Origin of the sequence: Pseudochrobactrum kiredjianiae, from assembly GCF_030362795.1 — a bacterium.
In the GTDB taxonomy this organism is placed as follows: domain Bacteria; phylum Pseudomonadota; class Alphaproteobacteria; order Rhizobiales; family Rhizobiaceae; genus Pseudochrobactrum; species Pseudochrobactrum kiredjianiae.
This window is the reverse complement of the sequence record NZ_JAUCBM010000004.1, coordinates 256,321-277,371: the sequence shown is the minus strand read 5'-3', so window position 1 is coordinate 277,371 and position 21,051 is coordinate 256,321. Positions and strand designations below refer to the sequence as shown.

23 protein-coding genes and 4 tRNA genes are annotated in these 21,051 nt (G+C 49.0%); 10 read left to right on the top strand and 17 right to left on the bottom strand.

Annotated elements, in window-relative coordinates; all coding sequences use genetic code 11:
• Nucleotides 1–14: 14 nt before the first annotated feature.
• Both QUF18_RS10725 and QUF18_RS10720 read right to left on the bottom strand, forming a co-directional pair.
• Nucleotides 15–1,157 (bottom strand): GNAT family N-acetyltransferase, encoded by a 1,143-nt coding sequence (locus QUF18_RS10725; protein WP_289387047.1) that lies wholly within the window; start codon nt 1,155–1,157, stop codon nt 15–17.
• Between the two features lie 3 nt (nt 1,158–1,160).
• Nucleotides 1,161–1,373 (bottom strand): DUF2842 domain-containing protein, encoded by a 213-nt coding sequence (locus QUF18_RS10720; RefSeq protein ID WP_113942842.1) that lies wholly within the window; start codon nt 1,371–1,373, stop codon nt 1,161–1,163.
• A gap of 200 nt (nt 1,374–1,573) precedes the next feature.
• Between QUF18_RS10720 and QUF18_RS10715 the strand changes: the two genes are divergently transcribed.
• Nucleotides 1,574–2,659 (top strand): COX15/CtaA family protein, encoded by a 1,086-nt coding sequence (locus QUF18_RS10715; RefSeq protein WP_289387046.1) that lies wholly within the window; start codon nt 1,574–1,576, stop codon nt 2,657–2,659.
• Between the two features lie 30 nt (nt 2,660–2,689).
• Here the strand turns inward: QUF18_RS10715 and QUF18_RS10710 are convergent, their stop codons facing one another.
• Nucleotides 2,690–3,538 (bottom strand): aminoglycoside phosphotransferase family protein, encoded by an 849-nt coding sequence (locus QUF18_RS10710; RefSeq protein ID WP_289387045.1) that lies wholly within the window; start codon nt 3,536–3,538, stop codon nt 2,690–2,692.
• A gap of 6 nt (nt 3,539–3,544) precedes the next feature.
• On the bottom strand, nt 3,545–4,477 hold the full coding sequence (argC, locus tag QUF18_RS10705) for an N-acetyl-gamma-glutamyl-phosphate reductase (protein WP_289387044.1): 933 nt from the start codon (nt 4,475–4,477) through the stop codon (nt 3,545–3,547).
• A 289-nt stretch (nt 4,478–4,766) separates the two neighbouring features.
• Here argC and QUF18_RS10700 point away from each other — a divergent pair, with 289 nt between their 5' ends.
• Nucleotides 4,767–5,573, top strand: a complete 807-nt coding sequence (locus QUF18_RS10700; RefSeq protein WP_289387043.1) for a 5'-nucleotidase, lipoprotein e(P4) family — start codon at nt 4,767–4,769, stop codon at nt 5,571–5,573.
• 13 nt (nt 5,574–5,586) lie between these two features.
• Here the strand turns inward: QUF18_RS10700 and QUF18_RS10695 are convergent, their stop codons facing one another.
• The 4 genes from QUF18_RS10695 to rplM form a co-directional block, all read right to left on the bottom strand.
• On the bottom strand, nt 5,587–6,000 hold the full coding sequence (locus QUF18_RS10695; protein ID WP_289387188.1) for a GNAT family N-acetyltransferase: 414 nt from the start codon (nt 5,998–6,000) through the stop codon (nt 5,587–5,589).
• A gap of 41 nt (nt 6,001–6,041) precedes the next feature.
• Nucleotides 6,042–6,401 (bottom strand): antibiotic biosynthesis monooxygenase family protein, encoded by a 360-nt coding sequence (locus QUF18_RS10690; RefSeq protein WP_289387042.1) that lies wholly within the window; start codon nt 6,399–6,401, stop codon nt 6,042–6,044.
• Between the two features lie 137 nt (nt 6,402–6,538).
• Nucleotides 6,539–7,018: a 30S ribosomal protein S9 gene (rpsI, locus tag QUF18_RS10685; RefSeq protein WP_289387041.1), complete on the bottom strand. Its 480-nt coding sequence runs from the start codon at nt 7,016–7,018 to the stop codon at nt 6,539–6,541.
• On the bottom strand, nt 7,018–7,482 hold the full coding sequence (gene rplM, locus QUF18_RS10680) for a 50S ribosomal protein L13 (protein WP_289387040.1): 465 nt from the start codon (nt 7,480–7,482) through the stop codon (nt 7,018–7,020). Before rplM ends, rpsI begins: the two co-directional genes overlap by 1 nt.
• 365 nt (nt 7,483–7,847) lie before the next feature.
• Here rplM and QUF18_RS10675 point away from each other — a divergent pair, with 365 nt between their 5' ends.
• The 3 genes from QUF18_RS10675 (at nt 7,848) to QUF18_RS10665 (ending at nt 10,037) form a co-directional block, all read left to right on the top strand.
• A complete protein-coding gene (locus QUF18_RS10675; RefSeq protein ID WP_289387039.1) occupies nt 7,848–8,264 on the top strand; it encodes a CoA-binding protein in 417 nt (138 codons plus the stop codon).
• A 145-nt stretch (nt 8,265–8,409) separates the two neighbouring features.
• Nucleotides 8,410–9,696, top strand: coding sequence for an O-acetylhomoserine aminocarboxypropyltransferase (locus QUF18_RS10670; protein ID WP_289387038.1), 1,287 nt, complete (start codon nt 8,410–8,412; stop codon nt 9,694–9,696).
• Nucleotides 9,696–10,037 carry a cupin domain-containing protein gene (locus QUF18_RS10665; protein ID WP_289387037.1) on the top strand — a complete coding sequence of 114 codons (342 nt, stop codon included), beginning with the start codon at nt 9,696–9,698 and terminating at the stop codon, nt 10,035–10,037. The genes QUF18_RS10670 and QUF18_RS10665 overlap by 1 nt, the downstream gene beginning before the upstream one ends.
• Before the next feature lie 57 nt (nt 10,038–10,094).
• On the opposite strand, the gene QUF18_RS10660 is transcribed toward QUF18_RS10665, so the two are convergent.
• The 6 genes from QUF18_RS10660 to nrdI all read right to left on the bottom strand — a co-directional run bounded on the left by QUF18_RS10660 (nt 10,095) and on the right by nrdI (nt 16,118).
• A complete protein-coding gene (locus tag QUF18_RS10660; RefSeq protein ID WP_289387036.1) occupies nt 10,095–11,351 on the bottom strand; it encodes a cytochrome P450 in 1,257 nt (418 codons plus the stop codon).
• Between the two features lie 105 nt (nt 11,352–11,456).
• Nucleotides 11,457–11,621: a Flp family type IVb pilin gene (locus QUF18_RS10655; RefSeq protein ID WP_289387035.1), complete on the bottom strand. Its 165-nt coding sequence runs from the start codon at nt 11,619–11,621 to the stop codon at nt 11,457–11,459.
• 108 nt (nt 11,622–11,729) lie between these two features.
• Entirely contained in the window at nt 11,730–11,903 is a 174-nt protein-coding gene (locus QUF18_RS10650; protein ID WP_289387034.1) for a Flp family type IVb pilin, read from the bottom strand.
• 326 nt (nt 11,904–12,229) lie between these two features.
• Nucleotides 12,230–13,204: a class 1b ribonucleoside-diphosphate reductase subunit beta gene (nrdF, locus tag QUF18_RS10645; RefSeq protein WP_289387033.1), complete on the bottom strand. Its 975-nt coding sequence runs from the start codon at nt 13,202–13,204 to the stop codon at nt 12,230–12,232.
• Nucleotides 13,205–13,277: 73 nt separating this feature from the next.
• On the bottom strand, nt 13,278–15,383 hold the full coding sequence (nrdE, locus tag QUF18_RS10640) for a class 1b ribonucleoside-diphosphate reductase subunit alpha (RefSeq protein WP_289387186.1): 2,106 nt from the start codon (nt 15,381–15,383) through the stop codon (nt 13,278–13,280).
• 324 nt (nt 15,384–15,707) lie between these two features.
• Nucleotides 15,708–16,118, bottom strand: a complete 411-nt coding sequence (gene nrdI / locus QUF18_RS10635; RefSeq protein WP_289387031.1) for a class Ib ribonucleoside-diphosphate reductase assembly flavoprotein NrdI — start codon at nt 16,116–16,118, stop codon at nt 15,708–15,710.
• 136 nt (nt 16,119–16,254) lie between these two features.
• Here nrdI and QUF18_RS10630 point away from each other — a divergent pair, with 136 nt between their 5' ends.
• Nucleotides 16,255–16,386, top strand: a complete 132-nt coding sequence (locus QUF18_RS10630) for a hypothetical protein (RefSeq protein WP_289387030.1) — start codon at nt 16,255–16,257, stop codon at nt 16,384–16,386.
• Here QUF18_RS10630 and nrdH read toward each other — a convergent pair.
• From nrdH to QUF18_RS10615, 3 genes are all read right to left on the bottom strand, one after another.
• Nucleotides 16,370–16,591: a glutaredoxin-like protein NrdH gene (gene nrdH, locus QUF18_RS10625; RefSeq protein WP_289387029.1), complete on the bottom strand. Its 222-nt coding sequence runs from the start codon at nt 16,589–16,591 to the stop codon at nt 16,370–16,372. The two genes, QUF18_RS10630 and nrdH, sit on opposite strands and share 17 nt — an antisense overlap.
• Nucleotides 16,592–18,175: 1,584 nt before the next feature.
• Nucleotides 18,176–18,251, bottom strand: a tRNA-Val gene (locus QUF18_RS10620).
• 102 nt (nt 18,252–18,353) lie between these two features.
• Nucleotides 18,354–18,429, bottom strand: a tRNA-Val gene (locus QUF18_RS10615).
• Between the two features lie 409 nt (nt 18,430–18,838).
• Here QUF18_RS10615 and QUF18_RS10610 point away from each other — a divergent pair.
• The 4 genes from QUF18_RS10610 (at nt 18,839) to QUF18_RS10595 (ending at nt 21,043) form a co-directional block, all read left to right on the top strand.
• Nucleotides 18,839–18,915 (top strand) — tRNA-Asp (locus QUF18_RS10610).
• Nucleotides 18,916–19,114: 199 nt separating this feature from the next.
• Nucleotides 19,115–19,191, top strand: a tRNA-Asp gene (locus QUF18_RS10605).
• Nucleotides 19,192–20,066: 875 nt separating this feature from the next.
• Nucleotides 20,067–20,432 carry an NADH-quinone oxidoreductase subunit A gene (locus QUF18_RS10600; protein WP_289387027.1) on the top strand — a complete coding sequence of 122 codons (366 nt, stop codon included), beginning with the start codon at nt 20,067–20,069 and terminating at the stop codon, nt 20,430–20,432.
• 26 nt (nt 20,433–20,458) lie between these two features.
• Nucleotides 20,459–21,043: a NuoB/complex I 20 kDa subunit family protein gene (locus tag QUF18_RS10595; protein ID WP_122007122.1), complete on the top strand. Its 585-nt coding sequence runs from the start codon at nt 20,459–20,461 to the stop codon at nt 21,041–21,043.
• Nucleotides 21,044–21,051 lie beyond the last annotated feature (8 nt).

Here is a 21,051-nt window from a genome sequence, read left to right as displayed (position 1 = left end):
CCGCTGTAAAGCGTTTAGCGAAGCTTCTGCCGTAGTTTTTTAACCAGTGGCCAGAGATGGCGATTGGTTTTAATACGATAGACAAGACCGGAGCGCAGTTGATTGGCAGTTGCGCTCAAGCGCCCGCCAAATGTCAGCGCAATATGGCTGTCATAAAGTGCTTGCTCAATGTCACACCAGTCGCGCTTGTATTTTTCCTCGCCAATGCCAAAGCTGAAATAATCCAGCCCTTCATTGATAGCCGTAAGAATGGCTTCGTAGAACAGGAAATCACCGGGACTGGCTGTTACCAGTTCATCATCAGCAAAAGCGCCAAACTCAACAGTCAGTCCACGTTTTACCGGTACTGACGTGGTTTCAGGACTTTGCCAGTAAGAACAGCCGATCACCGCGCGCGGTTTGTCTGCCACTTCCAGTACATGCAGACGATATTGTCTTGCTCCGTCATTTTCAGCGGCTGCGAAAAGATTGCGGAAGAAGCCTGTCAGAGCATCACCGGCAAAACTATTGGCAATACCCTGATTGGCAAAGCGCTGGCTTTTCATGGTGAAAAAAGCATCGTAAGCGGCTATGTTTTCCTCTGGCGTATCGGCTGTATATATGCGCCATGCACCTGTTTCATCATAACGACGGCTATGTTGGCGATGTTTTTTGCGTTTGCGCGATGCATTGCTGCGCTCAAGTACGCTATCGAAATTATCCGGCAGAGATGCGGTTAATGCGGGATTCGGATTAAGCTGGTGGCGCAGGCTCAGCAACGGATTGCTGAAACCCAGCCAGTTTTCCATCTGACGTGTCAGTGAGAGCAGGACGATATCAGGCCGAGCCTCTTTAAGGCAGGCAATCAGCGCGGTGATATGCTCGGGGGCGATCTTGTTTGCAAGAGCCGGAAACAGCACCGGAAAATTACAATTGGCATGAGAGCCACCGGCAAAGCGTGCAATGACCTGTTGTTTCTGCTTAATGACCTCAAGCGGCAGCAGCAGAGCAGGGTTGTCATCAATATACAGAGTCAGCACTAAACAGTCAGAATTGACGTGTTGTTGCCAGAGCTTTGTCCAGAGTGCTGATTGAGCAATGCCATGCACAGTCGCATCATTGCTGTTCCAGAGCGGCAAAGCATCAGCAATATTGGTGAAGCAGACCGTTTGAAACATGGTTTAGCGAGTTTTGGGTGGCTGAACCATCCACCATAGCAGATACATCGCAGGCAGAATCCAAAGAAAGCCAGTGAAGAAGAAATAGGCAAGCTGCACCCAGACGGACGATTGGCCAAGATGTGCAACCGCAATAATGGTTGCCAGCAGTGCATAAACTGCAATCAGCACAACAAGCAGAAAAGTTCCGATTAGTTTTTTCAGGCGTACAGGCATATTTCTCACTCCGTCTGTTCTCTCATACACCAGACAGATTTAAATCTGAAATGTTTTAATCCATTGTTGATAACCGGCAGGTCACCGTAAATTGACGTGGTAAATAAAAACAGCGTCTGCGTGTCGCGTGCTGTTGTCTTGTATTCACTGGGTGTATGCGGCATGTAAATGCGGGGCGGAATTCAGGCGGAGCAGAATTGATGATTACAGATTATGCCGCATTACCGGCAAAACAACAGCCGGTTAGTGCCAACCACGATAAAAACCGTAAACTGGTGCGGTGGTGGCTCTATGCGGTGTTTGTGGTGCTGATTGCCATTGTTATGGTGGGCGGCGCAACGCGTATGACCGGTTCCGGCTTGTCGATTACGGAATGGAAGCCGATCCACGGTGTTATTCCGCCGCTTAATCATGCGGAGTGGCTTGAAGAATTCGATAAATACCGTCAGATCCCGCAATATCAGCAGATCAATAAAGGTATGGCGCTGGAAGAGTTCCAGTTCATTTTCTGGTGGGAATGGGCGCATCGTATGCTGGCGCGTTTTGTTGGCTTTCTGGTGGCAATTCCGCTGATTTTCTTCTGGGTGACAGGTCGTTTGCAGGATGGTCTGAAAGCGCGGATGCTCGGCATTCTGGCACTTGGCGGTTTGCAGGGCGCAATCGGCTGGTGGATGGTGGCATCGGGTCTGAGCGTGCTGACATCTGTGAGCCAATATCGGCTGGCTGTGCATCTCACAATGGCCTGTATCATCATTGTTGCAGTGTTTTATGTGGCGCGGGGGCTGGCTGAATATACGGAAAAACCAGCGCAGAAAAATGTGCAACGCTTTGCCGGATGGCTGGTTTTCGCGGTTTTAGTGCAGATTTATCTCGGCGGTCTGGTTGCGGGACTTCATGCCGGCCTGACCTATAATACATGGCCGCTGATGGATGGTGCGATTATCCCGTCTGATCTGTTTACCAACCAGCCTTATTGGCGCAACCTGTTTGAGAACCCGAAGACTGTACAGTTCATTCACCGCATGTTCGCCTATACGGTGCTGGTGCTGACAGTGTTGCATGTTGTGCAGACCCACCGCCATGCCGCAGGCACAACGCATGCACGACGTTCTTTACTGCTGCTTGGTCTGATTTTGATGCAAGCAGCGATCGGCATTATCGCCTTGCTGACCATGGTGCCGATTGAGTGGGGGCTGGCGCATCAAGGCTTTGCGCTGGTGGTGCTGAGCTTTGCAGTTGCGCATTGGCGCGCCTGTAAAGGCGCCTATGCCGTGCGTCATACCTAAAACAAAAGCCCGCAAGATGCGGGCTTTTTTTTATGGGTAAGTTTCAATGCGTAGTTTGCGCAATGCAAATGCTATTTTCAGCTCCCGCGCTTCGTCCGCATCATTGCCGTCCTCGCGGTGCCATGCAGCCGAGAGGCAACCATAGCAAAAGGCATAGTCGAGAATATACGAGGCAGGCTTGCCAATAACCTCTGAAAAAGTCTCAGCCATAGTCAAAGCTCTATGCTCATCAAGGCAAAGATCATCACGGCCAAGCGGGTTGTAAAAAAGATTGGCGCAGTCAAAAGCTGCATCACCGCACAACCCGTGCGGATCAATGGCCAGCCAGCCACGCGAACTCTGAATAATATTCTCATGATGCAGGTCACCATGAAGGGCGATAATCTCATGCGGCTGATCGAGCAAATGCAACGCTAATTTTGCGGCATCGGCATAAATATCCTGTGCGGTCCCGGCCAGATCAAACAGGCTTTTGAAATGCTTGCGCAGAGGCTGCAATTCATTCGGCAGAGCCTGACCGGAAGGACTGTGCAAAGCGCGGATCAAATCCGCAGCGATGCGGATTGTTTCCGCATCATGTCCGGCATCCAGATGCGCTTTAAGATCATAGTCGCCAGCATATTCGAGCAGCATCATGGTTGGATCAAGCTGGAGATCGAGAAGCCGGATAGAACCGTGACCATCGCGCTCACGCATATAATAAGCGCCCCGTAGCTCTTCATGACCAGCGGGTTTCAGTATTTTTACAATCACCGGAGAGTTCTCCTCTCCGGCGATTGCTTTCCAGATATGACTGGAATTGGTGTCAGCCAGCAGTGTTGCAGAGGTAATCTGCCATTGTGCCGGAAAATCCGGTCGCATCACATGCCGTTGCTTCATAATGGCTTAGCTCAGACCCAGCATCAGGTTCATATTCTGCACGGCTGCACCCGATGCACCCTTGCCGAGATTATCCAGCACAGCCACCAGATTGACCTGCTTGCCGCCTTCAGTGCCGAAGACATAGAGGTTCATGCCGTCAGTATCAGCCAGCATTTCCGCATCTACACGCGCCAATGCAGCGCTTTCCTCCAGAGGCACAACACGCACAATCTTCTGGCCGGAATAATGAGCGGTGAGCTCTTTATGTACATCTGCCAGTGTCGGCTTGCCTTTGAGCAGGTCGAGGTAGACCGGAACCTGCACAATCATGCCCTGCGGGAAACGGCCGACGCTTGGTGCAAAAATCGGTGCCTGATCCAGCTTGCCATATACCTGCATTTCCGGCTGATGCTTGTGCTTGAGTGTCAGGCCATAGAGGAAGTTGTTTTCCTTCATATGTTCCGGATGGTTCACCTCTTCCATCTGGGCAATCATTTGCTTGCCGCCGCCGGTATAACCGGACACTGCATTAACAGTTACCGGATAATCACCGCCCATCAGCCCTGCATCACGCAAAGGGCGGATGAGAGAAATTGCGCCCGTCGGATAGCAACCAGGATTGGCCACCAGACGTGCTTCACGGATGCGCTGTGCCTGCAAAGCTTCCAGCTCTGCAAAACCATAGACCCAGTTGGAGTGGGTGCGGTGTGCAGTGGACGTGTCGATAATCCGGGTGGCATGACCTTCAAGCAGAATAACGGCCTCACGCGAAGCATCATCAGGCAGGCAGAGAATTGCAATGTCAGCCGAGCGCAGCAGATCAGCGCGCAGGTCTTTATTACGTCGCTCTTCTTCCGGAATAGACAGGATTTCCAGATCAGTGCGACCGGCAAGACGTGTGCGGATCTGTAGACCCGTTGTGCCATGTTCGCCGTCAATAAAGATTTTCGGTTTCATTTGAATTTTGCCTTATAGGTAGAGAATTCATGCGGTTAGAGATTTTTGATGAATCAACCTGTAAAGCAGTTGATTCATTCTGTCAGGTACTATCTTTTCCAGCCAGACATCCTGCCGGATATATAGGATAATGCATGGCAACTGCTGTCTCCGCAATGCTTGTTATATCGGCATAATAACAAGCCGATTGCTTTATAAGTTCTGCATATTATCGGGCGCAGAGTTGTGATTGTGCAACGTGTTGCTTTGCTCGCAGATAGTGCTTTTTGGATTTGTCTGAGGGGATGACATGAAAAGCACTGCATTGCGAGTTGTCGTATTATCAGGAATGGCCACCGTTGTAGCCGGGTGCGTAACCGATCAGAACGCAGCACAAGTGAAGCTGGAACAGCAAGCGGTTCTCGCAGTAAACTGGGTGCAGCAATCCGGTGAATATCAGGCGCTGGCCTATCAGGCTTTTAATACAGCGCGCCGTGCATTTGATACGGCAAAGGCGCAAGCTGGTCGTAAGAAAGCAGTTATCGTTGATCTGGACGAAACAATGATCGACAATTCTGCCTATGCCGCTTGGCGGATAGAGCACGGCGTGCCTTATACCAAGCCGACATGGGCGCGTTGGATGGAGGCGAAGCAAGCAGTTGCGATTGACGGCGCAGTCTCTTTCGCCCGTTATGTCAATTCACACGGCGGACGGATGTTTTATGTCTCCAATCGCGACGACACATCTTACGTGGCTACAGTTGAAAACCTGCAAAAGCTTGGCTTTCCCGGTGTGTCGCGCGAAACGGTTCTTCTGCGCACAACACAGTCCAACAAGCAGGCGCGCTTTGATCTGGTTAAATCAAAGGGCTATGATGTGGTGGTTTATATCGGCGACAATCTCAATGATTTTGGCACTGAATATTATGGCAAGAATAATCGTGAGCGCCGTTTGCAGGTTGCAGCGCAGCAGAAGCAATTCGGTTCGAAATTCATAATGCTGCCCAATCCCGCTTACGGCGACTGGATCAGCGGTATGGCTGTTGATTATTACAAGCAAACTCCGGCAAGGCAGCTGGAAATCAACCGTGAGAATTTGCGGGTCTGGAAAGACTGAGAGATAACAACTTTCAGAAGCCGGATTTTCGCCATTCAAAAAGAATATCCGGTTCCTTTTCTTCATTGTCACGACCATCAGTCTCGCGGATTGCGATGAAGCCGTGATTTTCGTAGAATTTCTGCGCCTGAATATTGCGCTGGAATGTCCATAATTGCAGATGCGGGAATGTTTGCTGTGCTTGTTTGAGCAGGGCGCTGCCTATGCCATATCCTTGAAACTCCGGCAGAATATAAAGCTGTTCGACCCAATCTGCCTTAAAGGCGATAATGCCAGCCATTTCAGGCGCGCAGACTGCCCAGACCTCACATTGCGGAAAGATGCAGTTTTCATAGAACCAATGATCTTCTTGCGGTGTGTGCAGTCCTTTAAGCCATGGCAGGCGTTCATTGAAGGACGCTCTATGAATACGGGAGGCGAGTTCCATATCTTGCAAGTCTAGGCGCCGTAATGCGTGGTTGTTGATTGTCATTTGCTTTTATGGCTTTCAGTATGAAAACCATAGGCGCGTTCAACACGGGCAATCCTTAAAGCGTAGGTTTCATACCACATCGCACGGCCTTGCTTCTGCGCGGCAAGATGATCGACATTGCGCTTCCAGTTACGAATGCTTTCTTCATCGCGCCAGTAAGAATTGGTAATGCCGAAGCCGCTGCTATCGCGCACGCTTTCGACGCCAAGAAAACCGTCCTGTTTTTCAGCTAGTTCAACCATTTGATCGGCCATCTCACCATAGCCTGCATCATCATTCGCAGTGCGCTGGGATGAAAAGGCGACAACATAATAAGGGGCATCGGGAAGATTGGCGAACGGAGAGCGATTGTGCATGAGACAGAATCCTGAGGCTTGGTGATGTGAAAGCATAAAGACCAAGCGTTGCAGGTGACAGCCGCTACTCTGTCGCATGAAATAAAAAAAAGCGGATCCGAAGACCCGCTTTCTTAATATCGGAAGTGCTAAAGATATTAGCGCTTGGAGAACTGGAAAGAACGACGGGCTTTCGCCTTACCGTATTTCTTACGTTCTACAACACGGCTATCGCGTGTCAGGAAGCCGCCCTTCTTGAGGACTGCGCGCAGAGCTGGTTCGTAGTAGGTCAGGGCTTTTGATATGCCGTGACGAACTGCACCGGCCTGACCGGATAGACCACCGCCAGCAACAGTCGCAACGATGTCAAACTGACCCGCGCGGTTTGCTGCAACGATTGGCTGCTGCAGAACCATCTGCAGAACCGGACGAGCAAAATATGCATTGAACTCTTTGCCGTTGACGACGATTTTGCCTGTGCCTGGCTTTACCCAAACGCGTGCAATCGCATCTTTACGCTTGCCGGTCGCATAAGAACGTCCGAGAGCGTCGACTTTTTTAACGTGAACCGGAGCTTCAGGCGCAGCAGCTGCTGCAACTGTGCCAAGTTCTTCGAGCGAGTTGAGCTGCTCAGCCATTATGCGTTCCTCTTATTTTTGCTGTTCAAAGCGCCGATGTCGAGGACTTCTGGCTGCTGTGCTTCGTGCTGGTGGTCAGCGCCTGCATAAACGCGCAGGTTTTTCATCTGACGACGGCCGAGCGGACCGCGCGGAACCATACGTTCAATCGCCTTCTCAACGACGCGTTCCGGGAAACGGCCTTCGAGGATCTGACGAGCTGTACGTTCTTTAATACCGCCTGGGTGGCCAGTGTGCCAGTAGTAAACCTTATCGGTAAACTTTTTGCCGGTCAGAACAATTTTGTCCGCATTGATGATGATGACATTGTCACCGTCGTCAACATGTGGAGTAAAAGTTGGTTTGTTCTTACCGCGCAGAATGTTGGCGACCTGAGAAGCGAGACGACCAAGAACAACGCCTTCAGCGTCGATCAGGATCCACTTCTTCACCACTTCTGCTGGCTTCTGAGAAAAAGTTGCCATTGAAGTTATCCTTGAATAATCCTTGCGACTGAGACTGATGACCAGAAACGGGTGCAAGGCTTTTTTTGTTGCTTGTGTTCCGGCGGAAATCCGCACGTAACAAATAAAAAACACTCATCTTTGAAGGATGCATGCTTTCTGGCTGTCCAATACAGTGCAGATGATAGACCGTCAAGTGTAGTAAATTGGAGTGTTTTTGAAATTATTAAGCAAAATCAATGATTTGAAAGCGGGGTAATATGTTACCCTATTAATTATCGCTGGTTTTAACACTTATAGAGCGCCGCAGGGCGTGTCTCTTTAATTATCACAGATATGAACCTAGATTAGGATTTATATAAACAAGTATGAAAACGGAGAGCGTCATGAATGATGAACAAGTGAAATCCATCCTGCAAACCAAGCATGTGATTGCACTGGTCGGGGCTTCTCCGAATGAAGATCGCCCGAGCTTTGGCGTGATGAAATATCTGCTGGAGCATGGTTACAAGGTTTTTCCGGTTAATCCGGGGCAGGCGGGGAAACAAATACTCGGCCAGACAGTTTATGCTTCACTGGCAGATATACCTGAGAAGATCGATATTGTTGATGTTTTCCGCGCTTCTAACGCAGTGCCTGCCATTGTTGATGAGGTTCTGGCGCTGAAAACACAACCGGATGTTTTGTGGTTACAGCTCGAAATTAGCCATGAAGAGGCCGAAGCCAAAGCGCGTGCTGCCGGAATAAAGGTGGTGACCAATATGTGCACCAAACAGCAGCATCAGCGCCTGATCGGAGCATAAACACATTTATGAGTAACCGGTGTCTGCGTGAAACGGAAAAAGATAATAGTTTGCGTGAATTATAGGGTTAAGCGGAATCTTTTTCTTTGCTTGTGGGAAAGTAAAATTCTAACCTGTCCCAAATTTTTTATCTTGGGAGTAGAGAATGTCTAAGCGCAGCCCCGGTTTTGATACCCTTGCCATTCATGCAGGCGCAAAGCCGGATCCGACAACCGGTGCCCGCACCACGCCGATTTATCAGACAGCATCTTATGTTTTTGACGATGTTGACCATGCCGCCGCTCTGTTCGGCCTGCAGGCATTCGGTAATATCTATACCCGTCTGACCAACCCGACGACAGCCGTTCTCGAGGAACGCGTTGCAGCGCTTGAAGGTGGTACAGCTGCGGTTGCCACCGCATCCGGCCATGCTGCACAGCTGTTGGTTTTCCATAATCTGCTGCGCACCGGTGACAACTTTGTTGCTGCGAACAAGCTTTATGGCGGTTCGATTAATCAGTTTGGAAATGCCTTCAAGTCTTTCGGCTGGGAAGTGCGCTGGGGTGACGTAGATGATGTTTCCAGCTTTGAGAAACAGATCGACGACAAGACCCGTGCGATTTTCATTGAAAGTCTGGCTAATCCGGGTGGTATCGTTGTTGATATCGCTGCTATTGCAGAAATCGCACATAAGCATGGTCTGCCGCTGATCGTTGATAATACAATGGCATCGCCATATCTGATCCGCCCGATTGAACATGGTGCAGATATCGTTGTGCACTCGCTGACCAAATTTATTGGCGGTCATGGCAATTCCATGGGCGGTATTCTGGTTGATGGCGGTACTTTCGACTGGTCGAAATCCGGCAATTACCCGATGCTGAGCGAGCCACGTCCTGAATATGCCGGTGCGGAACTGCACAAAACTTTCGGCAATATTGCTTTTGCCATTGCAGCACGCACACTTGGTTTGCGCGATTTTGGTCCGGCGATTTCTCCGTTCAACTCGTTCCAGATACTGGCCGGTATTGAAACTCTGCCACTACGTATGCAGCGCCATTGCGACAATGCACTGAAAGTAGCTCAGTGGCTGGAAAAGCACGAGAAAGTTTCATGGGTGCGTTATGCCGGTCTGCCAACCGACAAATATCACACTCTGCAGCAGAAATATTCGCCAAAGGGCGGTGGCGCGGTTTTCACTTTCGGTCTGAAGGGTGGGTATGAAGCCGGTAAGACTTTCGCTAACTCGCTGGAACTGTTCTCGCTGCTGGCCAATATTGGCGATACTCGCTCGCTGGTTATCCATCCGGCTTCGACAACCCATCGTCAGTTGACTGATGAGCAGAAAGTTGCTGCCGGTGCAGGGCCTGAAGTGGTGCGTCTGTCGATCGGTATTGAAGATGCTGACGATATTATCGCTGATCTTGAACAGGCTTTGGCGAAGATCGCCTGATGTCGTTGTTGCTGCCTGTAAACACAGAGTCTGAACCGGAACTTGGTGCGCCCGCTGAAGGGCGCATCATTTCCGGCGATCCGCAGTTCAAAACATGGAATGTGGAAGAGACCTCAGACGGGCTTTATGCCGGTATCTGGGAGTCTACTGTTGGTAAATGGCATGTCGCTTATGATGAGTGGGAGTTCTTCCAGTTGATCAGCGGTGTGTCTGTGGTCACAGAAGAAGGCAAAGAGCCGGTCACTTTGCGGGCAGGCGATAGTTTCATCATCAGACCGGGCTTTAAAGGCACGTGGGAAGTGATTGAAACGACTCGTAAAACCTATGTGATAAAGCTTTAAAGTTATATTGTCTGGAATAGAAAACGCCGCGTCTTGATAGACGCGGCGTTTTTGTTTTTACCATTCCAGTTTCAGGCTTTGCATACCGTGGAAATGATAGGTATCGTCATAAAGTGGCGGCTCGGCAAAGCGGATATTCGGCAGACGCTTGAACAATGTTGCCAGAGACACCTGCATTTCCAGACGTGCCAGCGGTGCGCCGATACAGAAATGAATACCCGCACCGAAGGAAACATTCTTCTGATCCGGACGTTCCGGCCAGAAGCGGTCCGGCTGCTCGAAAGCCTGATAATCGCGGTTGCCGGAACCAAGCAAAAGACCGAGCTGTTCACCGGCTTTGAGTATTACACCTTCGGCAATTTCAGTCTCATTATAGGCATAACGGGTGAACATATGCAGCGGCGCATCAAAGCGCAGGCTTTCCTCAACCGTGGCAGCGGTTGATTCCGGCGTTGCAAACAGATCGCGATGATCCAGACCGCTTTGTAGAATGCTCTTAACCGCATTACCGGTCTGATTGACCGTTGCTTCATGTCCGGCATTGAGCAGCAAGATACAGGTGGTAATCAGCTCATCTTCCGAGAGCTTGGCGCCATTTTCCTCAGCGGCCAGTAACAGGCTCAGCAGGTCATCACCCGGATTTTTGCGGCGCTGTGCAGCGTAGTCACGCAAATAATCGGAAAACTCTTTGGCCGCCTGATTAGCACTGTCTTCCACTTCACGCGTGGCATTGTGCATATACATGTTGACCATGCGATGCGACCAGTCGAGCAGTTGCGGGGCATTGTCGGTGGGTACACCGAGCATTTCCGCAATCACTACCACCGGAATAGGAGTGGCGAAGGCTGGCATCAGGTCGACATGACCTTGGTGTTCAAAACCGTCAATCAGCTCATTAGCGAGCTTTTCAATACGCGGGCGCAGGCGTTCAACCTGACGGGAGACGAAAGCACGGTTGACGAGAGTGCGCAGACGGGTATGCACCGGCGGCTCAATCTCCAGCATGGAGTGACGCTCTACGCCATCAAAATCTTTGAGGTGTTCGCGGTTGATTGCATTAGCACGATAACCGCCCGGTTCTTCACGGCCAAAACGGCGGTCGCGGAACAGCTTGTTGATATCGTCATAACCGGCAAAACACCAGAAACCGTAATCTTCCCAGAAAAACACCCGCGCATTGTGATGCAGCCATGCATAAGCGGCATAAGGATTCTGCACAAATTCCGGCTGGTGCGGATCAATACGCACGCGGCGGGTCGCAGGATCAAAATGGAGATAGTCGGGTTTTACAGGGGCGCTTTGTATGTGATTCATCAGGCTTTCATCGCATTGCTATTCAGATTGATGATGCGACTATAGAAGCAGATGAGGGAGATGTGCAGCGTGACAAAGCGCGGCATGGCTATGAAAATGAAAGAATTATTGTTTGTTTAACGTATTGCTGACAGTGTCTAACGGTTCAGTCAGCATTGGCTCCAGAGCGAGAAGCGAGCCCACTATCATTAAAGCGATAAATGCAGCAATCAGACTATATTCAATAGCCGTTGCACCAGTCTGGGATTGCCAGAACCGAGATTTATTCATGAGCCTCACCAAATAAAAATGTGGGCAACAATATTTAAGAAAACCGTCCGGCCTTGGCCGGACGGTGTAATTTCATTGGCTAGATTTTCAGCCTTTGAAATTTTTAGATTACTCACCAGTACCAATTTTATCTGCAATGGTCTGGAATGTGGACGAGATATTATCTCCGAGTGCTGTTACAGCGCCGATAATCACAACAGCGATAAGCGCTGCAATCAGACCGTATTCGATTGCAGTTGCGCCGGATTCACTTTTAGCGAAACGTTTGAAAATTGCTTTCATTGCCTTAACTCCAGATAGTTCTTTATTTGTTATGGTCTTGCTGACCTGTTTTGATTTATAGCGCACAGATTGTTTTTCAAGACTTAAATTACATAGTAAATGAAAATTAAGTGTTGTTCTTGCTTAATAAAATGCTGCTGTTTAGAAGGCTTTGCTCAATTACATGGATTGAAAACAATGGATATTATATTGATTTCAACGCGTTAAAAAACTCCCTAAAATAAACAAGCCCCAGAGCCGGTTTGTCGGCTCTGGGGCTTGTTTATTTTTTATGTTCGCAAAAGAAGTATTTTCAGATGAATTTTCTTCTTTATTTGAAGAATATATTAAAAATCCCAGTCATCGTCTTCAGTCGCAACCGCTTTACCGATCACATAGCTGGAGCCGGAACCGGAGAAGAAGTCATGATTCTCATCGGCATTCGGTGAGAGCGAAGACAGGATCGCCGGATTAACATTGGTGACCGTGCTCGGGAACAGTGCTTCATAACCGAGATTCATCAGTGCCTTATTTGCATTGTAATGCAGGAATTTTTTGACATCTTCGGTCAGGCCGGTGCCGTCATAGAGCGCAGCTGTATATTTGGTCTCAACATCATAGAGATCGAGCAGCATTGAGAAGGCGAAATCTTTTAGCTCTTCCTTGCGGGCTTCACTCTCTTTTTCCAAAGCGACCTGATATTTATAGCCGATATAATAACCATGCACGGCCTCATCGCGGATAATCAGACGGATAAGGTCAGCAGTATTGGTTAGTTTTGCACGGCTCGACCAGTACATTGGCAGATAGAAGCCTGAATAGAACAGGAAGCTTTCCAGATAAACGCTGGCGATTTTGCGCTTCATCGGATCATCAGATTTATATTCGTTGACGATCAGAGCGGCTTTACGCTGCAAATGCGGGTTTTCTTCACTCCAGCGATAGGCGTCATCCACATCCGGTGTTGAGCAGAGTGTGGAGAAAATCGAGGAATAGGAGCGGGCATGAACCGCTTCCATGAAGCTGATATTCGACAGCACAGCTTCTTCATGCGGTGTCACCGCATCCGGCATCAGGCAGATTGAGCCGATGGTGTTCTGAATAGTATCCAGCAGGGTCAGACCGGTGAAAACACGAATGGTCAGCGTTTTTTCCGCTGGCGTCAGCGTACCCCAGGACGGAATATCGTTAGAAAGCGGAACTTTTTCCGGCAGCCAGAAATTACCGGTCAGACGGTTCCATACTTCGAGATCTTTATCATCCTCGATGCGATTCCAGTTAACGGCTTTCGTAGCGCAGATCAGTTTAGGTTGGGCGTTCATATTAAGCTCTAAATATATGAGGAGAAGACCGTCTGTCTTTGGACAGACGGTACTTTTTCAAACGTGACGATGATTACAGGGAACAGGAAACGCAGCCTTCTACCTGTGTCCCTTCCAGAGCCATCTGGCGCAGGCGGATATAGTAGATTGTTTTGATTCCCTTGCGCCATGCATAGATCTGCGCCTTGTTGATATCGCGTGTTGTGGCGGTATCACGGAAGAACAAGGTGAGGGACAGGCCCTGATCCACATGCTGCGTTGCCGCTGCATAAGTGTCGATGATTTTCTCTGCACCGATTTCATAAGCATCCTGATAATATTCCAGATTATCATTGCTCATAAACGGGGCAGGGTAATAAACGCGGCCGATCTTACCTTCTTTGCGAATCTCAATCTTGGATGCAATCGGGTGGATCGAAGAGGTCGAGTTGTTGATGTAAGAAATCGAACCTGTCGGCGGAACCGCCTGAAGATTACGATTATACATACCATGCGCCATCACTGATTTGCGCAACTCTTCCCAGTCTGCCTGCGTTGGAATCGCAACGCCGGATGTTTCAAACAATTCACGAACGCGCGCTGTTTCCGGCTCCCAGAGCTTGATCGTATATTTGTCGAAGAAAGTACCGTCAGCATATTTTGAATCTTCAAAACCAACGAAGCTCGACTTGCGATCCATAGCAATGCGGTTCGAGGCTTTAATCGCGTGATAGACCACGGTGTAGAAGTAGATATTGGTGAAATCCACGCCTTCTTCTGAACCGTAATAAATGCGCTCACGTGCCAGATAACCATGCAGATTCATTTGACCAAGGCCAATTGCGTGTGATTCGTCATTGCCACGGGCAATGGAAGGCACGGAATTGATCTTGCTCATATCCGACACAGCAGTCAGTGCACGGATCGATGTTTCAACGGTTTTACCGAAATCCGGTGAGTCCATGGTCATCGCAATATTGAGCGAGCCGAGGTTGCAGGAAATATCTTTGCCGATATGCTCGTAGTTCAGATCGTCTTTATAGGTGCTGGCTTCGCTGACCTGAAGGATTTCCGAGCAGAGATTGCTCATATTGATGCGACCGGCAATCGGATTGGCTGCATTCACGGTATCTTCGAACATGATGTACGGATAGCCGGATTCAAACTGAATTTCCGCCAAAGTCTGGAAGAAAGCGCGCGCTTTGATCTTCTGCTTGCGGATACGGCCATCATCAACCATTTCGCGATATTTGTCTGAAACCGAAATTTCAGTGAAAGGCACGCCGTAAACGCGTTCCACATCATATGGCGAGAACAGGTACATATCCTCGTCATTTTTCGCCAGTTCAAAAGTGATATCCGGAATCACTACGCCGAGCGACAGAGTTTTAATGCGGATTTTTTCATCGGCATTTTCGCGCTTGGTATCGAGGAAGCGCATAATGTCCGGATGGTGGGCATTAAGATAAACCGCACCGGCACCCTGACGCGCACCCAACTGATTGGCATAGGAGAAAGCGTCTTCGAGCAGCTTCATGATCGGAATAATACCGGAAGACTGATTCTCGATCATTTTGATCGGCGCGCCATGCTCACGAATATTAGTCAGTGCAAAAGCAACACCACCACCGCGCTTGGAAAGCTGCAGTGCGGAATTGATCGAGCGGCCGATCGATTCCATATTGTCTTCCATACGCAGCAGGAAGCAGGAAACCAGCTCGCCGCGTTGTTTTTTACCGGCGTTGAGGAAGGTTGGTGTCGCAGGCTGGAAACGGCCGGACAGCACTTCTTCCATGATCGAGATCGCCAGAGCTTCATCGCCGTCGGCCAGTGCCAGCGCGACCATGCAGACGCGATCTTCATAGCGTTCCAGATAGCGTAGACCGTCAAATGTTTTCAGCGTATAGCTGGTGTAATATTTGAACGCGCCGAGGAAGGTCGGGAAGCGGAATTTCTTTTTATAAGCGAGATTGAAGAGGTTCTGCACAAACTCGAATGAGTACTGATCCAGAACTTCTTTTTCATAATAATTCTGGGTGACCAGATAATCGAGTTTCTCTTCCAGATTGTGGAAGAAAACCGTGTTCTGGTTCACATGCTGAAGAAAATACTGGCGAACGGCTTTACGATCCATATCAAACTGGATCTCACCATTCGGGCCAAACAGGTTCAGCATGGCATTCAGCGCGTGATAATCCATCGCCGGAGCATCCTTGTTAGAACTCCCGCTGTTTGAACTGTTGGTATTGGTTTTGTCTGATCGTTCAAGCTCAAGAGTCGCCACAGTTTTTCCAATTCATCTTTCGGGTCTGGCAAACAAAGTCCCGGCTTCGTTTACACACCTGTTCAGGATACTGCCCCTGCTTTTCTCGTAAAAGCGGACAGTTATTCAATTTGTATTCGTTAAACCGCCAGAGCATTTTTAATTCGCATTATTAAAAATGCTCTGGTGTTTAAAAGCCCGGCGGTTATGCCGTTAGTTCGTAGACCTATGGCTAGGCCGGTGTTTTTTACTAGACAGCGGCTACGCCGCCTGGGCCTGCTGCCAGAATCTGTGCAGACCATTACGCACATTGATCACGTCGTCATCAGTACCGGCTAATTCATAGCGGTATAGAAACGGCACCTGACACTTCTCAGAAATGACTGTACCTGCGAGGCAATAGGTAGAACCAAAGTTACGGTTTCCACCGGCAATCACACCACGGATCAATGAACGGTTAGAACTGTCATTGAGGAAACGTATGACGGGTTTAGGAACCGCACCGCGTCCGTCTCCTCCGGCATAGGTTGCCACAACTAGAACAAATGGCTGAGTAACCAGCAGAATTTCTTCCTTCATGCTGCACGCTATACGCAGAGCAGGCAGTCCGGTTTTGGTAACAAAGCGATGCGTATTTTGCGTGCCGCTTGAAAAATAGACGAGCATGCTCATAGCCACTTCCTATGTCAAAGCCTCAGTGACGTACTGAAGTCAAACAAAGACCCTCTCTATATAATGCTGCCGGTCAGGCATTTCAGCCCGTGTGATTGCAGGACATATAAGAAAGAGGGCGTAAGGTTTCTGGCATTTGCCTGAAGGTGATTTGTTTGCCGGTCGCGACTGCCCGTCACCATTGAGTGTAGACGGGCAGGTTCGTTCGCGGGAAAACATCCGCACAACAGGCGGACTGCCAGCGCTGTTGATTAAGCCAGAGCGCTGATCATATCCGGACGGAAACCGGCCCAATGGGTGTCACCGGCAACAACAACCGGAACCTGCATGTAACCAAGACGCTTAACTGTATCGAAGCCTTCTGTATCGGCAGAAATATCAATGATATTGAAATCGATTCCCTGACGTTCCAGAGCGCGGTAGGTGGCGGTGCACTGAACACAGGCTGGCTTGCTGTAAACGGTAATGGACATCGGATTCCTCGTTTCTTGACGCCCTGATATTTTTCAGAGCTTTCTCTATGGTGTCTGTCTGTTGCTTGTTCCGCTCGGAACTTGCCGCAGGCAGTGTAGCGGGGGCTACGTTTCCCTTTGCAGGGCTTCAAATGGCTGCACCGGATGGTGCTTGTTTTTTGCACCTTTCGGTGCGGCATTCATTTGCACCTGACGGTACGCTTCGTTTTTGCACCTGACGGTGCGCTTCTTTTTTGCACCTGACGGTGCGGTATCCTCTGTTCTCCGGAGCTTTTTGCCCTCAAAAAACGGTGCGTTTGACGCTTCCCTGTATTCCCCGCTGGCTGCCTCTGCAGAGACTGTTACCAGCGATAAATCCGAGCACTATGGTTCCGTCACCTTGCGATCAGAAGGGCGACGAAATTTATGGCGCGCTTTATTCGCGCCTTTCATGTGCTGCACAAACTGCGGTTAATCCGCAAAACGCATGCTGTACTTTAAAACTGATGATACGGACTGAATGACGGTAGAGGCAGAAAAGGAGATCCGGAAAACTTGCGAGAAGCTCCGGAGCCGGTTTCACGGATGGTCATATAAAGCCATTGGGCGCAGCTGCGCTCTGGCGGCTGGTGTGGCTGACATAGATGCCTGCGGTGAGTTATCTGCTGACGCGGTATGTTGAAACACAGACTCTGAAGCCTGTTTGTAACCCGATACCTGAAAAGCAGCTCTGACCTTGCGCACAACCTGATTCCTGTTGCCTTGTGAAAATGTGATTTGCTGGCTTGTGTATAATGCAGGCCGGCTCAACACATTTCTTCCGTCTTCAACATGACCGGAGCGTATCGCATTTCATTTTTTCGTTGCGCCCGCTCTGGCTTCTTACATTTGCTGCATACACACAGAAAACCGGTTGGCGCCTGTGTATTATGCAATGCTCTGGACCTTAATGACTGGCACCAAGTTCCGTTTCTTCACTGGGCAGGAGAGATTCTCCGTTTTCAGCAAAGAACAGGCGTGACTGATCCAGATTACACTCGGTATTTCCGTATTCAACGCACCTGATAAAGTCGTTTTAAGCGCCGTTTCGAATCTGCGGTCGCAGAATCGTGGGGTCTGCTTAAGACACTATATATGGTATATGTTATGAATTTTTCGTCAATACCTATGGTGTCTCTGATTTATTTTTACCCGCTATACACAGGGCTGTATAAATATCCGGGAGAGAGGCCATGAGGCATAGATCTGGCATGAGGGCAGGGTGCCGCCGGTGCATATGATTCTTATCTGCAATATATAAGAAACAAGCGCTTTTGGGGTTGAATCTTTGCGGTTTGCAGGCAGATTCTTTGCTTTACAAAAGCGCCGGAACGGGCTCACGATTCTTTTTTGAAATTCGGTTGAGCCAGCCAAACAAAATAATTTTATTGCTAATTGATAATGAGCCATACCCGACATCGTGTGGCATGAATCACTTCATGCGATAACGACATGCGCAAAACAGATAGATAGAGCGAGCGCTGTGGGTACGATAAACACGATATGCTCTAATGATTTAGTATCATCAGTCTATATGTAGTATGTGATATTCAAAGGGGAAAGGAATGGTGGGCGATGAGAGACTCGAACTCCCGACATCTTCGGTGTAAACGAAGCGCTCTACCAACTGAGCTAATCGCCCGCTCGCTAAAAGCGGTTTGTGCTGCTTTTTATCATCGAACATAAATATGAGCACTACATATTTATATTCTCATTTATCAATCTGACTTCTCAGAGAAATAAATGGTGGGCGATGAGAGACTCGAACTCCCGACATCTTCGGTGTAAACGAAGCGCTCTACCAACTGAGCTAATCGCCCGCTCGCTTTGCAGCGGCTGTGAGGCTCGTTTACGGAATTCTTTGATTCAGCGCAAGAGCAAAAATCAAAATAAAACAGAAATGTGCATTATTTTTTGTTTGTTCACATTCCTGACATGTGTGCAGTGCGCCGTTTCGGATGATTCTTAGATTTCAGATGCTTATAGGGAGGAGGGGAGGCAGAAATTCATACAGATTTATGTATAAAATTTATTCTCTGAGAGCGTCCTATATATATAAAGACAGCCTTATGCAGCTTCGCGTATTTTATCTCATTTTTGATGAAAAACTTTTAAAAGCTCGCTTGACAGTTCACAGGGAACCCATTAGACAGCGCCCATACCGGACGGAAACGTTACGGTGCCTCAAGCGAATAGCTTAAGGTCTTCAGATTAAATCTGAAATACTGCGCGGGTGTAGCTCAGTTGGTTAGAGTGCCGGCCTGTCACGCCGGAGGTCGCGGGTTCGAGCCCCGTCACTCGCGCCACTTTCTCTTCTTTAAAAATTTGAAATCAGAGAAAGTGGCGCACCCCGCCTGCTTTATAATTTACCTTTCATGTCCATATTTAACCTTTTGTTTTTAAATGAAAAATTTTTCATTTATTTGTGAATTTTATAAGAAAACCCTTTGATTTTAAAAATGAATCAGGGTACATACAAAATCACTTCAGCACATGAAGTACTGCGCGGGTGTAGCTCAGTTGGTTAGAGTGCCGGCCTGTCACGCCGGAGGTCGCGGGTTCGAGCCCCGTCACTCGCGCCACTTTCTCTTCTTTAAAATCGAAATCGGAGAAAGTGGCGCACCCCGCCAATAAATCCTCTTTATCTCTTATTTGTTCCGCAAGTTTAAGTGCGCATTCGCTGTACTGTTTATTGATGTGGAGTGCCGGTGCCATGAAATGCATGTTGTGCACGGTCATCTGATTCATATTTAAACATATGCATTTGCACTGCGTGAATCATTGGTGCTTCAAAGCTTGGATGTATGCACATTATATCGATGCGCGAATCCCCACGCTTGTCTTGTCGGGGTGAGGGTGGTCTGTGCTGGTTTGAGCTGCGCAGATCGTATTCGGGGCAAGCTCTTATCTCTCCTTGTATATAAAGAGTGCTGACTTTCTTTTTTAACGCTCAGATTGTCAGAGTTGGCGGGCTGTTCTGTTTTGTTGCGTTTATTGAGTGCCTACCAATATTGGGTGGCTCAAAAACATGAGAGCGTGCATTGCGGGTTCAATTAAATGTGAGCTGGTCGGGCGCCATATGGCACGCGATTTATGTGCGTTACGATGCCCTGATGTCGTTTTGATTCTTTTCAGATATAATTGACAAGTCACTGTGCCGGAGATTCAGTTCTCGGGCGGATTGTTTTGTAGGACGCGTCGGGTTGCCTTGAGTTGTTAACAGGCTGGCTTTTATTAATCATATCCGTGTGAGCGCATAGGAGACATGCGCTATAAAGGCTTGCGCAATCCGGTCGACTGCGATAACCGTCCCCATACAAAGCACTGTATTCGCACGGCACGCCATTTGAAGCTGTTTGGGCGAGATTGATAGTAAGGTGCAATGTGTCACATGGCTGTAGCCGTCAAATGGCTTATGTAGTGCACAACTTTACATCTTGAAGCCGGAAATAGGGTAATGAACGAGCTTTTAAGTTCCTATCTGCCGATCGTCATTTTTATTGGCGTGGCAATGGTGATCGGAATTGCGTTGCTGGTAGCGCCATTCCTGGTCGCGTACAGACAGCCGGATCCAGAGAAACTCTCTGCATACGAGTGCGGTTTTAACGCATTCGATGATGCACGCATGAAGTTTGACGTGCGTTTCTATCTGGTATCCATTCTTTTCATCATCTTCGACCTTGAAGTCGCATTCTTGTTCCCGTGGGCTGTGTCCTTCGGTGAAATCGGTATGTTCGGATTTTGGTCCATGATGGTCTTCCTCGGCATTCTGACCATCGGCTTCATTTATGAATGGAAGAAGGGAGCCCTCGAATGGGATTGACCTCTGGCCAAAACACCGCAAACGCTATGTCTGCAAATAATCCGGCAGGCGGGACGCTGATTGCTCCCCGCCCTAAGGGCATTATTGATCCGAACACAGGTAAGTTGATCGGTCAGGACGATGCGTTTTTCGGTGAGTTGAACAATGAGCTGTCCGATAAGGGCTTTATTGTTACGTCTGCAGATGCACTCATCACCTGGGCCCGTACCGGCTCATTGATGTGGATGACCTTCGGTCTTGCCTGCTGCGCCGTTGAAATGATGCATATTTCTATGCCGCGCTATGATGCCGAGCGTTTTGGTATTGCGCCGCGTGCATCACCACGTCAGTCCGACGTGATGATCGTTGCGGGTACGCTGACCAATAAAATGGCACCGGCTCTGCGCAAGGTTTACGACCAGATGCCTGAGCCGCGCTATGTGATCTCGATGGGGTCCTGCGCGAATGGTGGTGGTTATTACCATTATTCCTATTCTGTGGTGCGCGGTTGTGATCGTGTTGTTCCGGTTGATATCTATGTTCCGGGCTGTCCTCCGACCGCTGAAGCGCTGCTCTATGGCATTTTGATGCTGCAGAAGAAGATTCGCCGCACCGGTACGATTGAGCGTTGATTGGGGGA